The organism is Amycolatopsis sp. NPDC114503, assembly GCF_055633655.1.
Window position 1 is genome coordinate 351,021 of sequence record NZ_JBVKDT010000006.1, and the last position, 23,509, is coordinate 374,529.

At 68.4% G+C, this 23,509-nt stretch carries 14 protein-coding genes; 6 read left to right on the plus strand and 8 right to left on the minus strand.

Annotation, left to right across the window (positions count from 1 at the left end; all coding sequences use genetic code 11):
- Positions 1-92 precede the first annotated feature (92 nt).
- On the plus strand, positions 93-704 hold the full coding sequence (locus tag ACZ7OI_RS27080) for a DUF6801 domain-containing protein (protein ID WP_470266966.1): 612 nt from the start codon (positions 93-95) through the stop codon (positions 702-704).
- 47 nt (positions 705-751) lie between these two features.
- Here ACZ7OI_RS27080 and ACZ7OI_RS27085 read toward each other — a convergent pair whose 3' ends face one another.
- Complete coding sequence (locus ACZ7OI_RS27085) at positions 752-1,702, minus strand: RCC1 domain-containing protein (protein ID WP_470266967.1); 951 nt, start codon at positions 1,700-1,702, stop codon at positions 752-754.
- A 229-nt stretch (positions 1,703-1,931) separates the two neighbouring features.
- Between ACZ7OI_RS27085 and ACZ7OI_RS27090 the strand changes: the two genes are divergently transcribed.
- A complete protein-coding gene (locus ACZ7OI_RS27090) occupies positions 1,932-3,476 on the plus strand; it encodes a DUF6801 domain-containing protein (RefSeq protein WP_470266968.1) in 1,545 nt (514 codons plus the stop codon).
- A 367-nt stretch (positions 3,477-3,843) separates the two neighbouring features.
- On the opposite strand, the gene ACZ7OI_RS27095 is transcribed toward ACZ7OI_RS27090, so the two are convergent.
- Positions 3,844-5,142 carry a PucR family transcriptional regulator gene (locus tag ACZ7OI_RS27095; protein ID WP_470266969.1) on the minus strand — a complete coding sequence of 433 codons (1,299 nt, stop codon included), beginning with the start codon at positions 5,140-5,142 and terminating at the stop codon, positions 3,844-3,846.
- A 350-nt stretch (positions 5,143-5,492) separates the two neighbouring features.
- On the opposite strand from ACZ7OI_RS27095, the gene ACZ7OI_RS27100 reads away from it, so the two are divergent.
- Positions 5,493-6,227 carry a hypothetical protein gene (locus ACZ7OI_RS27100; protein WP_470266970.1) on the plus strand — a complete coding sequence of 245 codons (735 nt, stop codon included), beginning with the start codon at positions 5,493-5,495 and terminating at the stop codon, positions 6,225-6,227.
- Positions 6,228-6,614, plus strand: coding sequence for a GntR family transcriptional regulator (locus ACZ7OI_RS27105; protein WP_470266971.1), 387 nt, complete (start codon positions 6,228-6,230; stop codon positions 6,612-6,614).
- A gap of 147 nt (positions 6,615-6,761) precedes the next feature.
- On the opposite strand, the gene ACZ7OI_RS27110 is transcribed toward ACZ7OI_RS27105, so the two are convergent.
- The 4 genes from ACZ7OI_RS27110 to ACZ7OI_RS27125 all read right to left on the minus strand — a co-directional run bounded on the left by ACZ7OI_RS27110 (position 6,762) and on the right by ACZ7OI_RS27125 (position 13,756).
- Complete coding sequence (locus ACZ7OI_RS27110; RefSeq protein ID WP_470266972.1) at positions 6,762-7,559, minus strand: arginase family protein; 798 nt, start codon at positions 7,557-7,559, stop codon at positions 6,762-6,764.
- A gap of 119 nt (positions 7,560-7,678) precedes the next feature.
- Complete coding sequence (locus tag ACZ7OI_RS27115; protein ID WP_470266973.1) at positions 7,679-11,056, minus strand: pyruvate carboxylase; 3,378 nt, start codon at positions 11,054-11,056, stop codon at positions 7,679-7,681.
- Positions 11,057-11,198: 142 nt separating this feature from the next.
- Positions 11,199-12,131, minus strand: coding sequence for a S8 family peptidase (locus tag ACZ7OI_RS27120; RefSeq protein ID WP_470266974.1), 933 nt, complete (start codon positions 12,129-12,131; stop codon positions 11,199-11,201).
- 407 nt (positions 12,132-12,538) lie between these two features.
- Complete coding sequence (locus ACZ7OI_RS27125; RefSeq protein ID WP_470266975.1) at positions 12,539-13,756, minus strand: erythromycin esterase family protein; 1,218 nt, start codon at positions 13,754-13,756, stop codon at positions 12,539-12,541.
- A gap of 31 nt (positions 13,757-13,787) precedes the next feature.
- On the opposite strand from ACZ7OI_RS27125, the gene ACZ7OI_RS27130 reads away from it, so the two are divergent.
- Positions 13,788-14,420 (plus strand): TetR/AcrR family transcriptional regulator, encoded by a 633-nt coding sequence (locus ACZ7OI_RS27130; RefSeq protein WP_470266976.1) that lies wholly within the window; start codon positions 13,788-13,790, stop codon positions 14,418-14,420.
- Between the two features lie 542 nt (positions 14,421-14,962).
- Here ACZ7OI_RS27130 and ACZ7OI_RS27135 read toward each other — a convergent pair.
- Positions 14,963-15,490: a GNAT family N-acetyltransferase gene (locus tag ACZ7OI_RS27135; protein WP_470266977.1), complete on the minus strand. Its 528-nt coding sequence runs from the start codon at positions 15,488-15,490 to the stop codon at positions 14,963-14,965.
- Positions 15,491-15,777: 287 nt separating this feature from the next.
- Between ACZ7OI_RS27135 and ACZ7OI_RS27140 the strand changes: the two genes are divergently transcribed.
- Complete coding sequence (locus tag ACZ7OI_RS27140) at positions 15,778-21,249, plus strand: RHS repeat-associated core domain-containing protein (RefSeq protein WP_470266978.1); 5,472 nt, start codon at positions 15,778-15,780, stop codon at positions 21,247-21,249.
- Positions 21,250-21,354: 105 nt separating this feature from the next.
- Here ACZ7OI_RS27140 and recG read toward each other — a convergent pair whose 3' ends face one another.
- A complete protein-coding gene (gene recG / locus ACZ7OI_RS27145) occupies positions 21,355-23,508 on the minus strand; it encodes an ATP-dependent DNA helicase RecG (protein WP_470266979.1) in 2,154 nt (717 codons plus the stop codon).
- Between the last annotated feature and the right edge of the window lies 1 nt (position 23,509).

The following is a 23,509-nucleotide window of genomic DNA, read 5'->3' on the forward strand; positions in this document are numbered from 1 at the left end:
CGGCGAATGTCCCGGAACGGAATCCGCGGAAACCTCCGTCCCCACTGCGCAGGATCGCCGCGAAAACTGCAATCCGATCTAAGGAGAATGGTATGCCCCGGCTCAGCAGACTGTCCACAGGCGTGATGACCGGCGTCGCCGTAGGCGCGATCGCGGTCCTGACCGCGGGCACGGCCTCGGCCGCCACCGCGACCTACCAGGCCGGCCCCGCGACGTACAGCTGCACGTTCCCGGCCATCCCGGCCCAGAACGTGGCGGTCACCGCGCAGTTCAACGGCCCGGACACGATCCCTGTCAACGGAACCACCACGCCGACCAACGTTTCCGGCACCGCGACCATCACCTCGCTGGTCCACGCGCTGCTCACCGCCGCGGGATACGACGGAATCCGCGGCACCGCCGACGTCCCGATCACCGTCGACAACGGCTCGCTCTCCCCGTCGGACGCCTCCGGCCTGCAGATCCCGGAGCAGATTTACCCGGCAGGCGGCCCGATCACGGTGAACATCGCGCAGACGTCGACGTCGTCGATCCCGACCTACACCGCGCCCGCCAGCCCCGGCACGGTGACGTTCGGCCTCGACACCGGGCTCTCCGCACAACTCGAGTTCCACAAGGCGTCGGACGGCAGCTGGACCCCTTGGACCATGCAGTGCACCGCTCCGTCGGGCACCAGCTTCAGCCCGTCGGGCACCATTTCCTGACCCATCCCGGCGGAGGGGCGGCGAACGGCCGTCCCTCCGCCGTCGGTTCAGTGGCAGGGAATTGAACGATCCGTCACCACCAGGCTGAACTCGTCGCCCGCCGACCCGCTGACGACCGGCCCGCAGATCGGCGGCCGGGGCACGGTCGCCTGGCCGTAGGTGTTGTTGCCCCAGCCGACGACAGACCCGTCCGCCTTGAACGCGAAATTGTGGTTCCATCCCGCGTCGATCGCGACCACCCCGCTCGTCGCCGCCGACGGCACGTCAGTCTGGCCGACGTTGTCGCGCCCCCATGCGAGCACGCCGCCGTTTTTGAGCGCGAGACTGTGCTCGAACCCGGTCGAAATCGCCGTCACCCCAGATTGCGCCGCCGCCGGAACCGTTGCCTGGCCGTACGTGTTGCTGCCCCACGCGAGCACGCCGCCATTCTTCAGCACGAGGTTGTGGTCCCCGCCCGCCGAAATCGCGGTGACGCCCGACTGCGCGAAGTCCGGCACGTCCGATCGGCTGCCCCAGCTCACGACCTGGCCATTCTGCAGCAATGCGAGGCTGTGCACCGAACTGGTGGAAATCGCCGTCACGCCGCTGGCCACCGTTGCCGGAAGATCGGTCTGGCCGTACCAGTCGTTCCCCCACGCGTACACCTTGCCGCCCTTGAGGCCGAGCCCGTGCGTCCAGCCGGCGGCGATCTGACTCGTCCCGGACGCGAGGTCCGCGGGCACCTCGGTCTCGCCGAAGTTGTTGTCCCCCCAGGCGATCACGGCACCGTTCTTGAGTGCCAGCGCGACCAGTCCCCCAGCCGACACCGCTGAGACGCCGGACGAGACTGTCGTCGGCGTCCGGAGAATCGCATTCGTCACCCCCCACGCGTAGACACCGTTCGCCGCCGTCAACTGCGGCGCACTCGCGGCAGCCGCAGTCACCTCGCCCGTCCCGAGCGCGACGACCGCGGCAACGAGTGCCGCGGCCCTGCCCCACCGTCTGTATCCGGTCGCCATCGCAGCCCCTTTCTCCGCACTTTTCCGGCGATAATCGCAGCCGTCGGCGGGCGCGCGGGTTCTTTGTCAGATTCCGATGAAAACACCGCTCCGAACTAGCCCGCGAGCATAAGAAAACCCTGCTCCGCCAAGGGAAATACGCCCTCGCGGCCAACCCTCTTGCCCGCCTGGTAAACCCACCGGTAACTTCGCCCGAGAACGATTTCCCGCGGGCGAGGAGGGCGTCTCAATGCCAGCACTCCGCAGACTGACTGCCCGCCGCACGACCTTCAGCGCGCTGGCGATCCTCGCCGCCCTGTCGATCGGAACTGGCGGCCTCACCGGCATCAGCTCCGCCGCGACCGACACGACGCCCCCGGCCGCCCCGCGCTCGTCCGGCGAACAACAAGCGTCCGCGGACGTCGCCCTCGACTGCCCGTTCGCCGCCCCCGCCGGCCCCCAGCGGATCACTCTCAAGACGACCGCCACCCTGCCCGTGACGGCGACAGTCGGCACCGCGGTCAAATTCCGTTCCTTGACCGCGTCGTTCACGCTTCCCAGGGCCGTCGCGACCCAACTGGCACCGGCCCCCGCCACCAGCCTCCGCGGCGGCTTGACCCTGGGCCTGACCGCACATCAAGGCGACAAAAGCACCGCGATCCCCGCGCCGTTCACGATCGCTCCCACGCCGTTGCCAGAAAACGGCGACATCCAGTTCACCGCTACCGCGGACTTGCCGGACCAGGCGATCACCGTCCCCGGCGAAGTCACCTTCGATGTCGGTGCCCCGACCATCGCTCTAAAACCGGCGACCGAAGCCACCTCCGAGGCTACGCCAGTCCGGTGCACTCTGGCCCCGGGCCAGAAGACCGCGCTGGCCTCGATCCTCGTCGCCCCAGCTCCCGCCAAACCAAGCACAGGCAACCCGGCCACTCCGCCGGCCGCCGCGCCGCGCGATGAAGCCGCCCCGCAGGACAGCGGCGGGTTCACCATCGTGACGCCGCTGAACCTGGTGCAAATCGTCGCCAGTTCGTCGATCTACCGGCTGGGCGCGACCGTCACCAGCAAACCGACCGGCCTGCTCAACGGAGTCTGGACGATTGTGCTGGACGACAACGGCATCCAGCACGATCCGAGCACGATCACCGGGTCCGTCGGCTTCAAGCCGGTCACGGCGACCGTCCTGGGTTTCGGCTTCGTGCCGGTAAGCGCCACGGTCGAGTTCCTCCCCGTCGACTACCGCAACGGCAAGCTGATCGAACTCAACGCGCAGCTCAGCGCACCGCCCGGCGAGACGATCCTGACCACTCACGTCAAGGTCATGGCCAGGATGAGCAACGCCGAGGTCAATGGCGTCCCCCTCGACCTCGGCCCGGACTGCGTCTCCGCCTCGCCGATTTCCCTCAACCTCTTCGGCCCGTACAACGCACTGCAAGGCGGCACCGTCGGTACCGACCCGAACGCGCCGGACCCCGACTACCGCGGTTTCACGTTGCCCCCGTTCGTCCACTGCGGCGTCACCGAACCGCTCAGCCCCCTGTTGACCGGCATGGCCTCCACCACGACGAACATCAACCAGGCCAAGGTCGTCGCGGTCAACTTCGGCGAATGCACCAAGCCGAACCACACCCAGTGCCCGCCACCTCCGACCCCGCCGGGCTCGACCCCCAAACCGAACACCGCGCCAAACACCGGACGGACACTCAATACCGGGACAGAGACAACCCCGCCAACCCCCGGCTCGACAACGAACCACCCCGCCACAGCCGGCTCCCCGTCTCCCCGGCCGAACTGACAAACACCGCCTTCAGCCAACGCCGCCCCCAGCCCCGCGCCGCAGCCACGATGATCTGACGGGCTATGGCCGCGGAACGGCAAATCCTCGCCGCCACCAAACAACACCTCGCACAACGTCGGTTCAGCCACTCGCTGGTTCGACGCTGGACCGCCAAACCAGCGACACCCTCTCCTCCGCCGACCTGACCAATCGCTATCCACCACACCGTCGGCGAACCATCGACACGACCAACTGCTGCCAACTCAGCCGCAGCCAGTCCGCATTACGCCAACTCAGCCGCGGCCGGCCCGAAGCACGTCAACCCGGCGTCGAAAGGCGCTCGCCGACGTTTCGCCATTTTTCGGCAACAGCCGGGACCCGCTGGTCAGCGGCGGCTTTTCGCATCCTCGTACGAGCTGGGCCGTCGACTGGCCGGCACCACGCTCGCGCTCTTGAGCGGTGGTGGCCATAGCAGTTCCGCCCGCAGGTTCTCGGGCGCGGCCGCGCGCAGGACCAGTTCCATTTCGAACCGCGCGGCCGGATCGCGCAGCAGCTCGCCGAACGTCGCCTGCAACTGGCGCATGCGATACCGCACCGTCTGCGGATGCACCTGCAGACGCTCAGCGATTTCGACCACGTTCCCCTGACTGTCGAGCCAGGCGCGCAGCGTTTCGAGCAAACGATCCTGTTGCTTGTCGGTCATGTCCGTCAAGGGAGCGAACAGCCGAGCACGAAGGAGTTCCGTCAGCGCACCGTCCGAATGCACCAGCAGAGCTGCAAGGTGTTCCTCCGCGCGGAGGACCCGCTCGGAGGGGATTCGCCCCCTATCGGCGAGAACCAACGTCCGGCGTGCCCAGCGCAGGGAATCGGCGAGGCTGGCCAACGGAACACACGGCCCAACCGACAGCTGGCAATTCGGGAGCGCTGCCTGAAGTGTCGCCAGCCGGGCACCGTTAACCGCGCCAGGGACGACGATGCACGGTTCGGCGGAGTCCAGTTCCGCCAGGACATCGGAGTCCAGCGTCGCGTGCCGGCGAGCCCTGCCGTTCAGCGGCGAATGGACGGCAATCGGCGACGCCTGTTCCGGCACAGCCCAACCGGTGAGCTGCGCCAGCTCCGCAATAGCCTTCGGCGGAGCGGCCGGTACTTCCAGCAACACGCCGAGCAGCCGTCGCCGCCAAGTGTCCAATGCGCCAGCTGTGCGGGCTTTCGCCTCCAAGTAGCCATCCAGCGCGACAGACGCCAATTCGTCCATAAACGCCAACATGGCATCAGCCAGCTGCGACATCACTGCCGACGAAAGACCAGCCCGCCGTCCGACGCGCATGATCCGGCGCCACGACACACGCGCGCCTACGCGATAGGCCGACTGCAAGGTGTCGAGGCTCCGCCCCTCCCGCATCTCGTTCTGCCCGAGCCGATGGTGCACCTCGTGCGACTGCTCTTTCGACGCCCGCGGGTCAGCGATCTGCGCGACGAACAGCGTGATCGCATACTCGACACCCGCACGGATCGATCTCCCGTACGGACCGTCGAGCGGGCGCGCGTAGGCGGGAATCGTCGCGCGGATTTCGTCGACGATCTCGGCGGACAGGCTCGCCAGCTCGGGCCGCAGGATCTCGGCGAGTTTGCGCGGCAGCGCAGCCGGCGGCACAGCGTGATCGAGTCCCCGCTCCACCGACATCGCAGCTCCTTCGCTCCGCCCCGGTTCCCCGGCGGCGCCGCAGCGCCGCCGGAAGCCCCCGCGCCCATTGAGGGGTGACACCCGACACATCGAAAAACCAACGCCAAATGTGTCACGAGTCGCCGAAGAAACCGATTTCTTGTCACGTTCGTGACAAGTTCACGAGGTCGGAGCGGCACATCGCGACAACACACCACCAGGCGCGCTACGCCGTGCGTACGAACGGGCGAACCAGAGTGCCTGCCTTCAGCGGCGACCCAGCGGGCAACGAATACGACCACAGAGCGTCACACGGCAAAGTCGACAGCCCTCTTGTAGCATGTGCTTGATACAAGAGGGAGGGGTCCACGATGCAACTCGACTCGGCACTCGCCGTCGCGGGCATCACCGGCTTGTTCGGCCTGATCATCCTCGTCGCGTTGTGGCCAGGCGAGAAGCAAGGCGCTCGGCTGCTCGCGAAATGGGGCGTGCGGAACCCGGCCGCCGACCAGGTGTCGGTGGCCGTGCGCTACCTGCGCCGTCGGCGATTCTGGTATCCGTGGCTGTTCCTCGGCCTCCCGCTCATCCCGGGCGCGACGGATCTCGTCGGCGAACGGAACGCGAACTCGCTGGTGTTCGTGGTGCTGCTCGGCAGCCTCGCCGCCGAAATCCTCGCGCAGCGACCCACGCGGGGACCCCGCAGGGAAGCCATGCTCGCACCGCGCGGCGTGCTCGATTTCGCTCCGTTGTGGACGGTCATCGTCTCCGGACTGGCCACCGTCGCCGCCGTCGTGCATCTCGCCGTTTTGCGGCAATGGGGCCCGCTCGCGGTGACCGTCGGCGCGGCCGCGGTGTCCTGGATCATCGTGCTCCTCGCTGTGCGGCGTCCGGCCGCCGGCGACCCGGAGGTCGACCTGGCACTGCGCGTTCGCAGCGCCCGCGTCGCTCTCGGGCTCGGCACCGGAACGGCTGCCACACTCGGCTGGACCGTCGGGAGGATCGGGGACATCGCCACGTTCCTCGCGTTCGTGCTCACCGTGGCCGCGTTCCTCGCGATCGTCGGCCCGCCGCCGAAGCAGCGCACGACAACCACGGCAGCGCGGTAGATGCCGCTGCGAGTAGTGGTCGACGCCGAAAGCGGGGTTCCGCCCTGGCGTCAGGTGCACGACCAAATCGTCCGCGCGATCACGACCGGCGCCCTTGCCAGGGACGCCCGCCTGCCGCCGATCCGTCAGCTTTCGAGGGATCTCGGGCTCGCCTCCGGGACCGTCGCCCGCGTGTACCGCGAGCTTGAGGCCTCCGGCTGGGTCACCACCGCACGAGCACGCGGAACCGTCGTGACCGGCCCGGCCGAACGACCGGATCCGGGCACCCTGCTTCGCAACGCGGCCGCCGAATACGCCCGGCACAGCCGGGAACTCGGGGTCGCGCCGGACGAAGCCGTCGACGCCGTGCGCGTGGCGTTGGCGAGCCTGGACGCACCGCCGCAGTGAATCCGGGCTGCTCATCCGGCCGGCGCGGTTTTCGCCGTTCTGTGAACCGTCTTCCGCACGGTCTCGGGCACACCTCCTTCTTGCCCGTGCGTTCCCGTGGTCCACTCACCGGACGAGGCGCGGATCTCACCGCCTCGATGCGGAGGTTCAGCCCTCCATCAGCACCCTCCCCACCGCGGCCAGCACGGGTTCCAGCGCGGCGACTTCCGTGCCGATGCATTCCGTGATGCCCGCACCGACGACATCCATTCCGGAAAGTCCGTCGATCGCTTCGGCCAATTCGGCAATCGTGATCCCGCCCGGCTCCGGATAATTCACTCCGGGGAACTCTTCGGGATCGAGAATGTCCAAATCCACATGCAGATAAACGCGGTCGGCTCCCGCGGCGTTCAGCGCTCCGGCGACATCGTCGGAGCGCACGGCGAGACCGCCGGCAATGGCCTCCTCTTCCGCGGAATCGAGCGAACGGGTGCCGAACAGCACTGCCCGGCCTCGTTCGAGCGCCGGGCTCGCGGCGAAATCCTTGTCGCCCTCGCCGAGCAGCGACCGCAGCACCATGCCGTGATACGCGCCGGACGGCGAGGAATCCGCCGTGTTCAAGTCCGCGTGCGCGTCGAACCACGCGACGCCAAGCGTTGCGCCGTAACGGAAACGCGCGACGCCGACCGGGACCAGCTCAACGCCGCAGTCGCCGCCGATCGTGAGCACCGGGCCTTCCGGCGCTTCGAGCGCAGCGAGCTGCAGCTGCCGGTTCGTGCCCGTGAGCACGGCCCGGTTGGCTATCCCGGTCACGACGTCGGACGTCGCTGCGTCCTGGCGCACGTGGTGCACCGGTTTGCCGAGCACGTGCCCGGCCAGTTCGGAAAGTGCGCGGCAGCCCTCGACCAGCCCCTTGGCTCTGGGACTGATCGCGCCCTGCCATTGCGGCACCGCGTTGATCAGCATGCATCGACGCTAGCGCGAACACCCCGGAAAAGGCGAGCAGTAAATGGTGCGAGGGGTCCCCTCGCTCCGTTTTGGAGCGAAGGGACCCCTCGTGCGGCAAAAAGTGGCGCGAGAGCGGGTTATTCGAGCACGATGAGAAGGTCTCCGCCCTCGACCTGCTGAACGGAGGTGATTGCCAGCCGACCGACTTTGCCCGCCGCCGAAGCGGTGATCGACGCTTCCATCTTCATGGCCTCGATCGTCGCCACGGTCGCTCCCGCCGCCACCTGGTCGCCCTCGGCCACCTGCAGCGTCACCACGCCCGCGAACGGCGCGGCGATCTGCTTCGGGTTGCCCTTCTCGGCCTTTTCGGTGGCCGGGATGTCCGAGGCGATGGAACGGTCCCGGATCTGGATCGGCCGCAGCTGGCCGTTGAGCGTGGACATGACGGTCCGCATGCCGCGTTCGTCGGCCTCGCCGATGGCTTCCAGCTCGATGAGCAGCCGGACGCCGGGCTCGAGGTCGACCGAGTACTCCTCGCCCGGGCGCAGACCGTAGAAGAAGTCCTTGCTCGGGAGCACGCTGGTGTCGCCGTATGCGTCGCGGTGCGCGAGGAATTCCTTGGTAGGCCCGGGGAACAGCAGCCGGTTCAACGCGCCGCGGCGGTTCTCCGCGAGTTCCTTGTGGTCCTCTTCGGACAGTTCGGCGACCGGCTTGGCCGCCGAACGGCCTTCGAGCGCCTTGGTGCGGAACGGTTCCGGCCAGCCGCCGGGCGGGTCGCCCAGTTCGCCGCGCAGGAACCCGATCACCGAGTCGGGGATGTCGAACTTGTTCGGCTCCGCCTCGAAGTCCGCCGGGGAAACGCCTGCGCCGACGAGGTGCAGTGCGAGATCGCCGACCACTTTGGACGAAGGCGTGACCTTCACGAGGTGGCCGAGGATCTTGTCCGCCGCGGCGTACATGGCCTCGATGTCCTCGAACCGGTCGCCGAGGCCCAGCGCGATCGCCTGCGTGCGCAGGTTGGAGAGCTGACCGCCGGGAATCTCGTGGTCGTAGACGCGACCGGTGGGCGAAGCGAGACCAGCCTCGAACGGGGCGTAGATCTTGCGGACGCTCTCCCAGTACGGCTCCAGGTCGCCGATCGCGTGCAGGTCGAGGCCGGTGCTGCGGTCGGAGTGGTCGGTCGCCGCGACGATCGAACCGAGCGACGGCTGCGACGTGGTGCCCGCCATCGAGGACACAGCACCGTCCACAGCGTCGGCGCCAGCCTGGATGGCAGCCAGGTAGGTGGCGAGCTGACCGCCGGCGGTGTCGTGCGTGTGGATGTGCACTGGAAGGTCGAATTCCTTGCGCAGCGCGGTCACCAGCCGAGCCGCGGCCGGCGCGCGGAGCAGGCCGGCCATGTCCTTGATCGCCAGGACGTGCGCCCCGGCTCCGACGATCTGCTCGGCGAGCTTGAGGTAGTAGTCGAGCGTGTAGAGCTTTTCGTTCGGATCCGACAGATCGGAGGTGTAGCAGAGCGCGACCTCGGCGACCGCGGTGCCGGTGGCACGGACGGCTTCGATGGCCGGCCGCATCTGCTCGACGTCGTTGAGCGCGTCGAAGATGCGGAAGATGTCGATGCCGGTCGCGGTGGCCTCCTCGACGAAAGCCGTGGTGACCTCGGTCGGATAAGGCGTGTAGCCCACGGTGTTGCGACCGCGCAGAAGCATCTGCAGACAGATGTTCGGCACGGCTTTGCGGAGCCGCTCCAGCCGTTCCCACGGATCCTCGGCGAGGAAGCGCAGCGCGACGTCGTAGGTCGCGCCGCCCCAGCACTCCAGGGACAGCAGTTGCGGCACCGTCGCGGCAACAACCGGTGCGACGGCGAGCAGATCCTTCGTCCGAACACGCGTCGCGAGGAGCGACTGGTGTGCGTCGCGGAAGGTGGTGTCCGTGACGCCGAGTTGCGGCGTTTCCCGCAGCCAGCGCGCGAATCCCTCGGGGCCGAGTTCGGTCAGCCGCTGCTTGGAGCCGTCCGGAGGAGTGAGGTCCGCGGGCAGTTTCGGCAGCTTCGCCGCGGCCTCGGGAGTGCGCGGACGCTCGCCGTTCGGCCGGTTCACCGTCTGGTCGGCGAGGTAGGTGAGCAGGCGCGTGCCGCGGTCGGCGGAGTGGCGCGCGGTCAGCAGATGCGGCCGTTCCTCGATGAACGACGTGGTGACGTTGCCCTCGCGGAAGTCCGGGTCGTCCAGCACCGCCTGGAGGAACGGGATGTTCGTCGCCACTCCGCGGATACGGAACTCGGCGACCGCGCGGCGGGCGCGGCCGACCGCAGTGCGGAAATCGCGGCCGCGGCAGGTGAGTTTCACCAGCAGCGAGTCGAAGTGGGCGCTGATCTCGGTGCCGGAGAACGCGGTCCCGCCGTCGAGCCGGATGCCCGAACCGCCCGGCGAACGGTAGGCGCTGATCATGCCGATGTCCGGGCGGAAACCGTTGGCCGGGTCCTCGGTCGTGATGCGGCACTGGAGCGCGGCGCCGCGCAGGTAGATCTTGTCCTGCGACAGGCCGAGGTCGTCGAGAGTTTCCCCGGAGGCGATCCGCAGCTGGGACTGCACGAGGTCGACGTCGGTGACCTCTTCGGTGACCGTGTGCTCGACCTGGATGCGCGGGTTCATTTCGATGAACACGTGCTTGCCCTGGCGGTCCAGCAGGAATTCGACAGTGCCCGCGTTGCGGTAGCCGATCTGCCGGGCGAACTTCACTGCGTCGGCGCAGATGCGGTCGCGCAGTTCGGGGTCGAGGTTCGGCGCGGGGGCCAGCTCGACGACCTTCTGGTGGCGACGCTGCACGGAACAGTCGCGCTCGAAGAGGTGGATCACGTTGCCCTCGCCGTCGGCGAGGATCTGGACCTCGATGTGCCGCGGTTCGACCACGGCCTTCTCCAGGAACACGGTCGGGTCGCCGAACGCGGATTCGGCCTCGCGCGCGGCGGCCTCGATCGACTCGCGCAGCAAAGCCGGGTCCTCGACGCGCCGCATGCCGCGACCGCCGCCGCCGGCGACCGCCTTGACGAACACGGGGAAACCGAGTTCGTCGGCCGCCGCGACCAGTTCGTCGACATTGCTGGACGGCTGCGACGAACCGAGCACCGGCACACCGGCCTCGCGCGCTGCCTTGACCGCGCGCGCCTTGTTGCCGGTCAGTTCGAGGATGTCGGCGCTCGGGCCGACGAAGGTGATCCCCGCTTCTTCGCAGGCCATGGCCAGGTCGGGGTTCTCCGACAGGAAGCCATAGCCCGGATAGACCGCGTCCGCGCCCGCCTTCTTGGCGGCCTTGACGATCTCCTCGACCGAGAGGTACGCGCGGACCGGATGACCCGGTTCGCCGATCTCGTAGGCCTCGTCGGCCTTCAGCCGGTGCAGAGAGTTGCGGTCTTCGTGCGGAAACACAGCCACTGTGCCCGCGCCCAGTTCGTAGCCTGCGCGGAACGCCCGGATCGCGATTTCGCCGCGATTGGCCACCAGCACTTTGCGGAACATGCCCGGTCCTTCCCTTTTCGGATCGGTATCGAAGGCACGTTACCCGGTTCGTCCCGCGGTGCGGGAGCCGTAGTCCAGGTGATGGACATCATGCACGCCGACCTGCATGCATGATGCTGGCCGAGCCGTCGTCCCGCAACCGTCAGGGCGTTCCCGCAGGCAGTGTGCACAACAGCCGATTCGCAGTTCCGGAGGGCGCATTCTTGACCACGTTCTGCGTTGCGTCCTGCACAATTGCTTCGCCGACCGCATTGGGCGCGGCATCGGGGTGCGCAGACCGGTAGAGGGCTACCGCGCCGGCCGTCACCGCGGCCGCCATCGCGGTGCCGGACAAGGTCCCGGCATCAGCGGTGCCGGCGATCGGGGCGGGGATGTCGACGCCCGGTGCGTACAGGTCGAGCGACGTGCCGAAGTTCGAGAAGGGCGCGACCTGGTCCTGGACGTCGGTCGCTCCCACGGTGAGCGCTTCAGGCACTCGGGCGGGCGAGGTCTGGCTCGCGTCGGTGCTGCCCTCCCCCGCCGGGATCACGATCGGCATCACCGCGGCGACGCCCTTGACCGCGTTGTCGAGCTGCTCGTTCGGCACCCCGCCGATGCCCAGCACCGCGACCGCTGGCTGATGCGCGTTCTGGGCGACCCAGTTCAAGCCGGCGATGATCGTGTCGGTCGCGCCGCCGCCGGCCTTGTCGAGCACTCGGACCGGGAAGATCTGCGCGCCTTTGGCGACGCCGTAGCTGTGTCCCGCAACGATTCCCGCGACCCGGGTGCCGTGGCCGTTGGTGTCCGACGTGTCCGAGCCGGCGGTGAGGAAATCCTTGCCAGGCATGACTCGGCCCTGCAGATCCGGGTGTTTGGCATCGACGCCGCTGTCGATCACGTAGACAGTGACGCCGGAGCCGTCCGAGTCGTAGCGGTATTTCTGATCGAGGCCGGTTCGCTGGTCGATCCGGTCGAGCGCCCAACTCGGCGGGTTGGCCTGAGTTCCGCTCGCCGCCAGCGCGGCCGGTTGCACACCGGCGACCAGCAGGAATGTCAGTGTTGCCGAAAAAAGGCCACGAGCCGCTCGGTTCCGCATGCCTGCGGTCGTATCCCGGTCGCCATTCGGCGGCAACTCGACGTCACACGATGGGCTGGTCCCTGTCCGGCGTCCGCCCGGCCGGACGCACCAGTAGGCGACCAGTGAGGGGGACGATGGACCGCGACTATCGATGTTTCGCCGCTGGACGGCTAACGGGTGGTCGACCGACAAGTTTCGCCGCTGAGCGGCTACCGGGTGGCAGGCTGGCAGGACTCGCCAATGCGTGGCGAACCGTTGACCGACTGGCAGGTTTCGCCGCTGGATGGCCAACCGCTGGCAGACCGACAGGTTTCGCCGCTCGGCGGCTAACTGTTGACCGAACGATCGGCTTCGCCACTACGCGGCCAAGCATTGGCGACCGACAGGATTCGCCGCTGAGTGGCGAGCCACTGACCGACCGGCGTCTACTTCGCGGCAGAGACGTGCGCGCTCACCGACATCGTCGGCAGATAGACCAGCGCGTCGAAGGCTTGCGCGACGTCGACCTTCGTGAACATGTGCGCGTGCCGCAGGCTCGACGGTCCGGTCAGGCCGTGCGCTCGGTCTTGCCGCAAATCGACCACGCACGGATCCGAACCGGCCAAAGCCGCTTCGACACTGCCCTCGACAGGCGGCTCAAGTTCCTGCTCATAGACACGGAACCCGAGACGCTCGGTCTCGTCCGGTTCGAGGCCGGTGGTCGTGCCGGTGCCTGCGGTCAGGCCGAGAGCGAAGTAGTCGTCGCCGAACTCTGCGGCGAGGTGCGTGCCTGCGGAAGGGAACGTCATGGTCGGCAATGCGGCGAAGGGCACTCGCTGCAGGTGTCCGTTGTGGACCATCATCACGATCTTCTCGCCTTCGCCGTGTAGCTGGCGGAGCAGCTTCACGGTGGCGGCCATGTACGTGTCGCGAGACGACCCCTGGAGCGACGGTGCCGTTCCCGCCATCATCGCGCTGAGTTCGCGCAGGTACGTGTCGACGCGAAGCGCGCCGACCGCGTGGTGTTCGGCGATGGCGTACCGGGCCGGCTCACTCCGTTGCCGATAAACTGGCGACAGGGAACGAAGGTGCGCTACGAGAGTCGTCAACGCAGCGGTCGCCGCGTCCCGGTCAGCGGCGGTCATTGCCGCATAACGGCCAGGCGCGACCGCGCTGCTGACCGCCGAATATGGCTCGGACGCGGTGATCGCGGCGTCGACCAGCGGAAGCACCTCCGGATCGACTTCCTCCACGAAGGTGCGGACAATCCGCAACGCCGGTTGCGGCGAACCGGCCGAGCTGGGCAGGTCGAGTCCGGAGAAGCGGACGCCGCCGTGGCTGCGCATCCAGGTCAGCATTTCGTGCACTTCGGCCGACTCGCCGAGGGAGAAGGTGAATCCTTCTCGCCCGACGTCGCCGACGGTGCCGGGGCCGCCGCTCAGCCACTGCTGCACCAGGTCGCCCTCGGCGAATCCCGATTCGAAGCCGAGCACCGTGAACCCGTGGTCTTCGACGAGCCGGCGGAGCAACCGAGTGCGGAGCTCGCCGAACTCGCGGATGTGATGGTTGTTCTCGCCGATCGCGACGATGCGCGCGTCGCCGATCAGGTCGGTGATCGAGGCGACGTCGCCCTCCAGCGGCGAACGGGTGCTCAGCGGTGTCATACTGAGGACACTAATGCAACAGGGGTAGCGATTGGCAACTGAGTTACCGGGGACCAGCCGGCCGGGCGGGCGTACCGAACGCACGCGCGTCGCCGTTTTGCGGGCAACGCTCGATCTGCTGGCGGAGGTCGGGTTCACCGACCTGACAGTCGAAGCCGTCGCCGAGCGGTCGGGAGTGCACAAGACGACGGTTTATCGGCGATGGGAATCGCGCGAAGGGCTGGTCGCGGCGGCGTTGAGGTTCGGCACGGACGAACCGTGGAGCCCGGCGGACACCGGTTCGCTTGTTGCCGATTTGCGGCAAATGGCGTTGGACGTGGTGATCGCGTTGACCTCTCCGGGGCAACGCGAACTGCCGACGGCCGCGGTGCTGGCGGCATTCCACTCGGAACGAGCGGCTGAAGCGCTGCGCGAGTTCTACGAGGATCGGCATGCCCGAGCCGCGGTGATCGTGGAGCGGGCGGTGGCGCGTGGGGAGGTTCCGGCTGACACTGATCCGGACGAGGTGACGCGGACGGTGTGCGGGCCGGTGTTTTACCGGTTGTTCGTGTCGCGAGAGCCGGTGTCGGAGGAGACGGCCGAGGTCGCGGCGGAGGCGGGGGCAGCGGCGGCTCGGGCGGGGGTGTTGTGCAGGCGGGTGCCGGGGAATGGCGACGGGGGTTGATTCACGGCTGGGGCGAGGAGGCTTGGTGCCGGAAAATGGCGACGGGTGGAGTGGGGTTGGCGGGTGGGCTGACTTGGGATTCGCCGTTCGACGGTGATGGCGGAGCGAAGTTGGCAGGTGAACTGGCGGCGTTCACCGCAAAACGGCGACAGCGAAGCAAAGCTGGCAGGCGAGATGACTCTCCGCTCGCCGCGCGGCGGCGGGGCTCGCAGATGAACCGACTCGGCATTCACCGCAAAACGGCGAATGTTCCGCCGGGTCCAGGTTGAGCAGGCAGTCGCCACTCAGCGGCGACCCGCTTGCCCGCGACCGCATTGGCGACAACGGTGGGAGCAGGTCCCGGGGCCGCCTGTCAGCGGCTGGAGCAGCAATCGCCGGTAGACGGCTGCCGACTGGTGACGATTCGGCGGCGGCGAGGAGCTACCGAGTGAGCAAGGGCGAGCGGTGACGAAGCAACGAAGCAACGAAGCAACGAAGCAACGAAGCAACGAAGCAACGAAGCAACGAAGCAACGAAGCAACGAAGCAACGAAGCAACGAAGCCTAGCCCTCACCCACCAACCGGTACCGGACCTCCTCCAAAGTCACCGCCCCGTCGGACATCGTCTCTACCTTGGTCTTTCCGTCCGTAACCCACCCGGCTCGTTCATAGAACTTCCGGGCCCGAGTGTTCGTCGACAGCACCCACAGCGTCGCCGTCTCGAACTGGGTCTTCAGGCCGCGTACGCACTCCTCGTGCAGCGCTCGTCCCATCCCCCGGCCCCACTCTGAGGGCAGGAGGTAGATCGACGACAGTTCGCCGGTCCGCGGGGTGGCGTCGTCGTCGCGGCTGGGGCCGAAGACCGCGAAACCGGTGATTGACTCGGCGGTGGCTGCCGCCAGTACGGTGTGCGGTCGGGAGGTGTCTGCCAGGTTCGAGGCCCAGAACTTTTCCCGCGTCTCGATCGACAGGCCGGACAGGAACTCGTCCGGCAGCAGACCCGCGTAGGCCGCTTGCCAGGAACCTACGTGGACGGCCGCGATGCCGCGCGCGTCATCCGGGGTCGCGGGGCGGATCACGAGTTCGGGCACCATTCCTCCAGCGGCTCGGCGACGATCATCCGCGGGCAGTTCAGCACACCAGCCCGCCGGCCCGCATGCGGTTTACCGGAGTGACCACAAAGGACAGTCACCGAGCCAGGCAAAAGGGACCGGGCCGGAGGGCGGGAAGAGTGTGTTCGGGCAAGGGTTCCGGGACTTCAGGCATCACCGCCGCGCCCCGGCGGCACCTGCGGCGCCCAGCCGATAGCCTCGGCAGATTGGCGGATCAGGCTCCGCTCGTTCGTCATGCCCGTGCGTACCAGGAAATGGGACAACCGATGACCAACCCGTTGATCGCGCCGGTGAAGGACTCCACGACCGCGATGTCCGGGATTCCTCTGCTGGAGGACGCGACCGGACTCAAGACCGCGATCGAGAGCAAGAACTGGGCGGCCGTCGCGATCGGGGCGGTCGGGACCGCGCTCGACGTGCTCACCGCGGTGATGGATCCGTTCGGCGCGATTTTCGCCGCGGGGGTCGGGTGGTTGATGGAGCATGTCGGGCCGCTCAAGGAGGCGCTCGACGCGCTCACCGGCAAGGCGGACGAGATCAAGTCGCAGGCGGAGACCTGGACGAATGTCGCCAAAGAACTCGAGAGCGTTTCGGCCGAGCTGGGCGAGCTGGTCAAGAAGGATCTTCAAGACTGGCAAGGCGAAGCAGCCGACACTTACCGCAAAAAGGCGGAAGACACCTCCGCTCTGATCGGCAGTGCGCAGAAGGGCAGCGAGGGCGCGGCGAGCGGCGTCAAGACCGCGGGCGAGATCGTGGCGGCGGTCCGGTCGCTGGTGCGGGACACGATCGCGGATCTGGTCGGGCACCTGATCTCGTGGGCGTTGCAGGTGCTGTTCACGCTCGGGATCGGCATGGCCTGGGTGGTGCCGCAGGTCGTGTCGGCGGTGGCGAAAACCGCTTCCAAGATCACGCAGGTGACGACGAAGCTGGTCAAGGCGCTCAAGGCGTTGATCCCGCTGCTGAAGAAGGCCGGGACGCTGTTCGAGGACGCCGGAAAGGCGTTGAAGGGACTCAAGAGCGGCAAGAACGCGCCGGCGCACACGCCCAAGGACATCAACGTCAAGTCCGAAAAACCCAGGTCCAATCCCAAGGACGACAGCACCACGGCGTCCGGCGACCACAGCGGCAACGCCCACACGTCCGGCGAGCACGGCGGTGGCCACCACCAGACGGACAAGCCCGAGCCGGGACCCGACGGGCCGAACGGGGTCAGGGGCGGGTCGGACGGCCACACGTCGGCGTCCGGGGCACGCGGCGGGCAGGGCGGAGCCCGGTCGCTGGACAAACAGGGCGAGAACTCGCGCTCGCTGGACAACATCTGCACCACCGGCGACCCGATCGACGTCGCGAGCGGGCAGATGGTGATGACCGAGACCGACGCGGTGTTCCGCAGCGCGCTGCCGATGGTCTTCGAGCGCGCGCACTTCTCCGCGTTCCGCGCGGGCGGCTGGCTCGGCGGGGCTTGGGTGTCCACTTTGGACGTACGGGTCGAGGTGCACGACGACCAGGTGTGGTTCGCCGGCTCGGACGGGATCGTCCAGGTCTTCCCGCGTCCGCACGGCGACGAGTGGGTGGCCGCCGAGCACGGGCCCGCGCGGTTTCTCGCGCAGGAGCCCGGCGGCGGGTTCGTCCTCGAAGACCGGGAGCGGCAGCGGATCCTCACCTTCGAGCGCGGCAGCCAGCAGGTCCGGCCGATCCGCTCGATCGCCGACCGCAACGACGAGCACATCTACTTCGAGCGCGACCCGCGCGGCACGCCGGTCGCGATCCGGCACAGCGGCGGCTACCGGATCATCGTCGCCACCGAGGACGGGCTCGTCACCGGGCTGTCGACGGTCACCGGGGACGGCGCCGAGGTGCAACTGGTCCGCTACGGCTACGTCGACGGCAACCTCACCGAGGTCACCAACGAATCCGGGCTCCCGTTCCGGTACGTCTACGACCGCTCGGGCCGGATCGAGGCGTGGTCCGACCGCAACGGCGAGTGGTACCGCTTCCACTACGACGAGACCGGCCGGGTCGTGCGCACCGAGGGCTCGGGCGACTGCCTCACCGTCACGATGGAGTACGACCTGGTCAACCTGGTCACCCACGTCGTCGATTCGCTCGGCAACCGCACCGCCTTCCACCTCAACGAATCCGGTCAGCTGCTGCGCGAGGTCAACGCGCTCGGCGCGTCCCGCAGCTACGAATGGGACGACCGCGACCGGCTGCTCAGCGAAACCGACGAACTCGGCCGCACCCAGCGCTACCGCTACGACGAGCTGAACAACCTGATCGGCATGCACCGGCCGGACGGCACGGAATGGTCCGTCGAGCGCGACGAGTTCGGCCAGCCGCTGCGGCTGGTCGAGGCTCCTGGCGTCGAAACCCGGTGGGAATACGACGAACGCGGCAACGTCACCCGGTTCGTCGAACCCGGCGGCGGCACCACCGTCTACACCTACGACGAGTGGGGCCATCTCGCCTCGGTCACCGATCCGGCGGGCGTGAAGCTGACCGTGGTGTCCGACGACGCGGGCAACCCGATCACCGTGACCGACCCGCACGGCGCGACGACCGCGTACCGGTACGACTGTTTCGGCAGGCTCTCCTCGACCGTCGACCCGACCGGCGCGGTCGAAGAATTCGGCTACACCGTCAACGGCTCGCTCGCCTGGCACCGCCGCGCGGACGGGTCGACGGACGAATGGCATTACGACGGCGAGGGAAACAACCGCCTGCACGCCGACGCCTCGTCCGCGATCACCCAGCAGGAAGTGACCCACTTCGACCTGATCTCCGCCGAGATCCGGCCCGACGGCACCCGGCTCGAATACTCCTACGACACCGAACTGCGGCTGACCGGCGTCACCAACGAACACGGCCAGGTCTGGCGGTACGAGTACGACCCGGCCGGAAACCTCGTCCGCGAAACCGATTTCGGCGGCGCGTCCTCGACCTACCGCTACAACGCGGCAGGCGAGCTGACCGAGATCCGCAGCCAGTCCGGCGACGTCGTGACCATGAGCCGCGATCTGCGCGGCAACCTCGTCGAGGAGGTCGTCGAGGGGCCGTCCGGGACCGTGCGGACCCGGTTCGAACACGACGTCCTCGGCCAGCTCGCCGCTGTCGACGACGGAACCACCCGCGTCGAGTACACGCGGGACGCGGCCGGTCGCGTGATCTCCGAGACGGTCAACGGGCGCACCCTCCGTTCCGAATACGACAGCGCGGGCAATCTGGTCCGGCGGCAGACACCGTCCGGGGCGGAAAGCGTGTGGGAGTACAGCAAAGCCGGCGAACTCGCCGCGATGCACGCCTCTGGCCGGACCACGCGGTTCGAGTACGACCCGGCCGGCCGCGAGGTCCGCCGCACGTTCGGCAAGGGCGCGGCGATCCTGCGCTCCTGGGACCCGGCCGGGCAGCTGTCGGGGCAGGCCGTGCAGGCCGCGTCCGGCGAACTGGGCCGCGACCGGCGCTACCACTACCGGCCCGACGGGGTGCCCGCCCGGATCGACGACCAGACGTCCGGCTCGCGCTGGTTCACCCTCGACGTCCGCGGCCGGGTCACGTCGGTCCGCGCGGAGGGCTGGAGCGAGCAGTACGCCTACGACGCGACCGGACGGCTCGTCGACGCCGCCTGGCCCGCGCCGGAAGAAGAGGACCGGCTCGGCAGGCGCGCGGGCCCGGCGTCGGTGATCACCGAGGCGGGCGGCGTCCGCTACACCTACGACGACGCCGGCCGGATGCTCACTCGCCAGCATGAGGACGGGCGGACCTGGGAGTACACCTGGGGTCCGCTGGAACGGCTGGTCGCGGTCCAGGTCCCGGACGGCACCTCGTGGCGCTACACCTACGACCCGATCGGCCGCCGGATCCGCAAGGAGCACTTCGCCGCCGACGGAGACGCCTCGCTCGAACGCGTCGATTTCGTCTGGGACGGCGACACTCTGGTCGAGGAGACCCGCACCGTCGACGGCACAGCCGAAACGACTGTGTGGGACTACGAGATGGACAGCTTCCGGCCGCTGCTGCAGCGCCGCCGTCCCGTTTCGGAGGACTCGCAGGACAACATCGACGAGCAGTTCTTCGCCATCGTGGCCGAACCCTCCGGCACGCCGACCGAACTGCTCGACGACCAGGGCGAGGTCGTCTGGCACGCCCGCACCAGCCTGTTCGGCCTGCTAGTCGACACTGCCGGGGAAACCGGTACGCCGCTGCGGTTCCAGGGCCAGTACTTCGACGCGGAAACCGGTCTGCACTACAACTTGCACCGCTACTACGACCCGGCGCTCGCCCGCTACGTGAGCCCGGACCCGATCGGGCTGGCCGGCGGACCGGACCCGCACGCCTACGTCAGCAACCCGCACGTCCTGGTCGACCCGCTCGGCCTCGCGGGCAGCAGCTGTTCGAGCCGCAGCCCCAGCCCCGACCCCTACGACCGCGGGCCCAGCCTCACGCCGGACCCGCAGGGCCGTTCGCGCAAGCAGTCACCGGGCGGGACGGTGTACGTGGAGCACAAGAAGTCCGGGAAAAAGAACCGGCGGAAGGACTACGGGTACACCAACCTGTCCCACAGCAGCGGGAAGATGCGGCCGATCTTCAAGCGCAACGCGGTGTCGCCGCCGCCCTCGTTCAACAAGCGGGGCGAAGACACCAAGTGGTACATGGACCCGAACCGGCGCTATTACACCCGGGACTACCAGGGAAAGCCGACCGGGATCGTCAAGGGCCACAGCAACCTCGTCATGGGGCACAACCCCTCGGCCAGCGCGCACTGGAACAAAAAGGGCTACAAGAACACCTACCCGCAGAACAAGGCGCACAACGAAGACCCCAATTCCTTCGGCTGGCTCGAGAAGCGCGCTGATTCCGACAAGAGCGGCGGCAAGGAGCAAAAGTACCGGGACGCGACCCCGAGCAACGGCGCCAACCGGCAATGGTGGGATCCGAAGGCCCCCAACTACCGCGGCAACCCGGTCGCGGAGTACCGGCCGGAGGTCAAGAAGGTCCAGCCGAGCAGCGGGAGCGGCGGCTACAGCGGCGGCGGTTATTCCGGCGGCGGCGGGCACACGAGCTACTCCGGCGGGCACGCCGGGTCGTCGTCGAGTTCGGCGCCTTATGTCCAGACCGTCCATCCGCCGGGCTCCTCGAGCGGCGGCCACTACAGCAGCGGTGGTACTTACGGCAGCAGCGGCCACTACAGCAGCGGCGGCTACGGAGGCAGCAGCCACTATTCCGGCGGCGGCAGCTATTCCGGCGGTCATGGCGGCAGCAGCCATTCAGGCGGATACAGCAGCAGCGGGCACGGCGGCACCCAGTACGTCTACGGACCCAGCACCGGCAGCCATTCCAGCGGGGGCTACGGCGGAAGCAGCTACGGCCACTCCGGCGGCGGTTACAGCCACTCCGGCGGCGGTCATTCCAGCGGCGGCTACGGCGGGAGCAGTCATTCCGGCGGTTACGGCGGCAGCGGCCACTCGGGCGGCAGCTACACCACCAGCGGCCGGAACGGCACCCAGTACGTCTACGGGCCGAGCAGCGGCAGTCATTCCGGCGGCACCTCCTACAGCAGCGGAGGCGGCTACAGCGGCAGTGGTGGCTACAGCGGCGGCGGCGGTAGCTACAGCGGCGGCCACTCCAGCGGCGGCGGCTACAGCGGTGGCGGCGGCTACAGCGGTGGCGGCTACAGCGGCGGCCACTCCAGCGGAGGAAGGCACGGCTACGACTCGGACGACGACATCTACGACGCCTGAGCACCCAAGCCGACCGGACACGAACTGACAACGCGCGAAGGGGGCCGGGACGAAAAGTCCAGGCCCCCTTCGCGCATCGGACGAAGTCCTCGCCCGACAGGCGCGTCAGCTCTTCTCGAGGTACTCCGCCCGCTCCAGATCCACCACGTCGGCCACCATCTGCGCCAGCCCAGGCAACGAGGCCAGCTCCGGATCGCTCGTCACGATCTCCTGAGCCTGCGCCCGCGCCTCAGTGATCACGTCCTCGTCGCGCAGCAACGACAACAGCTTCAGCCCAGACCGCTTGCCCGACTGCGCCGCACCGAGAATGTCGCCCTCCCGGCGAAGCTCCAAGTCCAATCGGGACAGTTCGAAACCGTCCGTTGTGGACTCGACCGCAGCCAGCCGTTCGCGCGTGGAAGTCCCGTCCAGGGTTTCCGTTACCAGCAAGCACAATCCGGGCACGCTCCCCCGCCCGACGCGGCCGCGCAGCTGGTGCAGCTGGCTCACGCCGAAGCGGTCGGCGTCGAGGATGACCATCGCCGTCGCGTTGGGGACGTTCACGCCGACCTCGACCACGGTCGTCGCGACCAGGACCTCGACCTTCCCCGCGCCGAACGCCTGCATGACGGCGTCCTTCTCGTCCGTCGGCATCCGGCCGTGCAGGGCGGCGATCTTCAAGCCCTTCAACGCGCCGTTGGCGAGATCCGGCGCGACGTCCAGCACCGCGAGCGGCGGACGTTTGTCGCTCTTGTCCGACGGCGGTTCGTCGCCGATGCGCGGGCACACGACGTACGCCTGGTGTCCCTTGCCGACTTCCTCGCTGACCCGCTGCCACACCCGGTCGAACCACGCGGGCTTCTCCGCGACCGGCACGACCGTCGTCTTGATCGGCGAGCGGCCGACCGGCATTTCGCGCAGCGCCGAGATTTCCAGGTCGCCGTAGACCGTCATGGCGACCGTGCGCGGGATCGGCGTCGCCGTCATGACCAGCACGTGCGGGCTCGTCGAATCCGCACCGCGCGAGCGCAGAGCATCCCGTTGCTCGACACCGAACCGGTGCTGTTCGTCCACGACCACGAGCCCGAGATCCGCGAACTGCACGGTGTCCTGGATCAGCGCGTGCGTGCCGACGACGATGCCCGCCTCGCCGCTTACCGTCTCCAGCAAAGCTTTCTTGCGTTCCTTCGCACCCATCGACCCGGTGAGCAGCGTGATCCGGGTGGCGTTCTCGGCCGCGCCGAGTTCGCCCGCCATGCCGATGTCGCCGAGCATTTCGCGCAGCGAGCGCGCGTGCTGCGCGGCCAAAACCTCGGTGGGCGCGAGCATCGCCGCCTGCCGTCCGGAGTCGACGGCCTGCAGCATCGCCCGCAGCGCGACCACCGTCTTGCCAGACCCGACTTCGCCCTGCAGCAACCGGTTCATCGGGTGCTCGGTCGACATGTCAGCGGCAATCTCGTCACCGATCGCGCGCTGGCCCGCAGTGAGATCGAAGGGCAGCCGCTTGTCGAACGCGTCGAGAAGGCCGCCGTCGACGTGCGGGCTCGCCTTCGCCGGGCGCGACACCGCGGAATGCCGTCGCTGCGCGAAAATCAGCTGCACGGCCATCGCTTCGTCCCATTTGAGCCGGTGCCGCGACGACTCCAGGTGCGCCCAGTCCTCCGGCCGGTGGATGCCGCGCAACGCCCGCTCGAGGCCGGGCAGCCCGTGCCGCTTGAGCAGTTCGTCGGGCATCGGGTCCTCGCCGACCTCCAGCACGTCCAGCACCTGCCGCACGCATTTGGCGATCGACCAGGTCGGCATGCCTTGGGCGGCCGGGTAGACCGGGATGATCTCGGCGAGGAAGTTGTCGACCGCCTCGGCCTCGCGTTCGGCGTCGAGCAGTTCGTACTCCGGGTTGGCCAGCTGCAGCGTGTCCCGGAACGCGGTGACCTTGCCCGCGAACAGCCCGGTCTTGCCCGGCGCCAGGTCCTTCTCGCGCCACGCCTGGTTGAAGAACGCGCACGCGAGCCGTCGCTTGCCGTCGGTGATCACCATGTCGAGGATGGTGCCGTTGCGGGATTTCATCCGGCGCTTGCTGATCTTCTCGATCCGCGCCAGCACGGTCGCGTGCTCGCCGAGCTCCAGCCCGGCGATGTCGGTCAGCTCGCCGCGTTCGGCGTAGCGGCGCGGATAGTGGCGCAGCAGATCGGAAACCGTCTCGATGTCGAGCGCACTCGAGAGCGCTTTCGCCGTTTTCGCGCCCAGCAGCAGCGGGAGTTTGTCGCGAAGCCCGGCCATG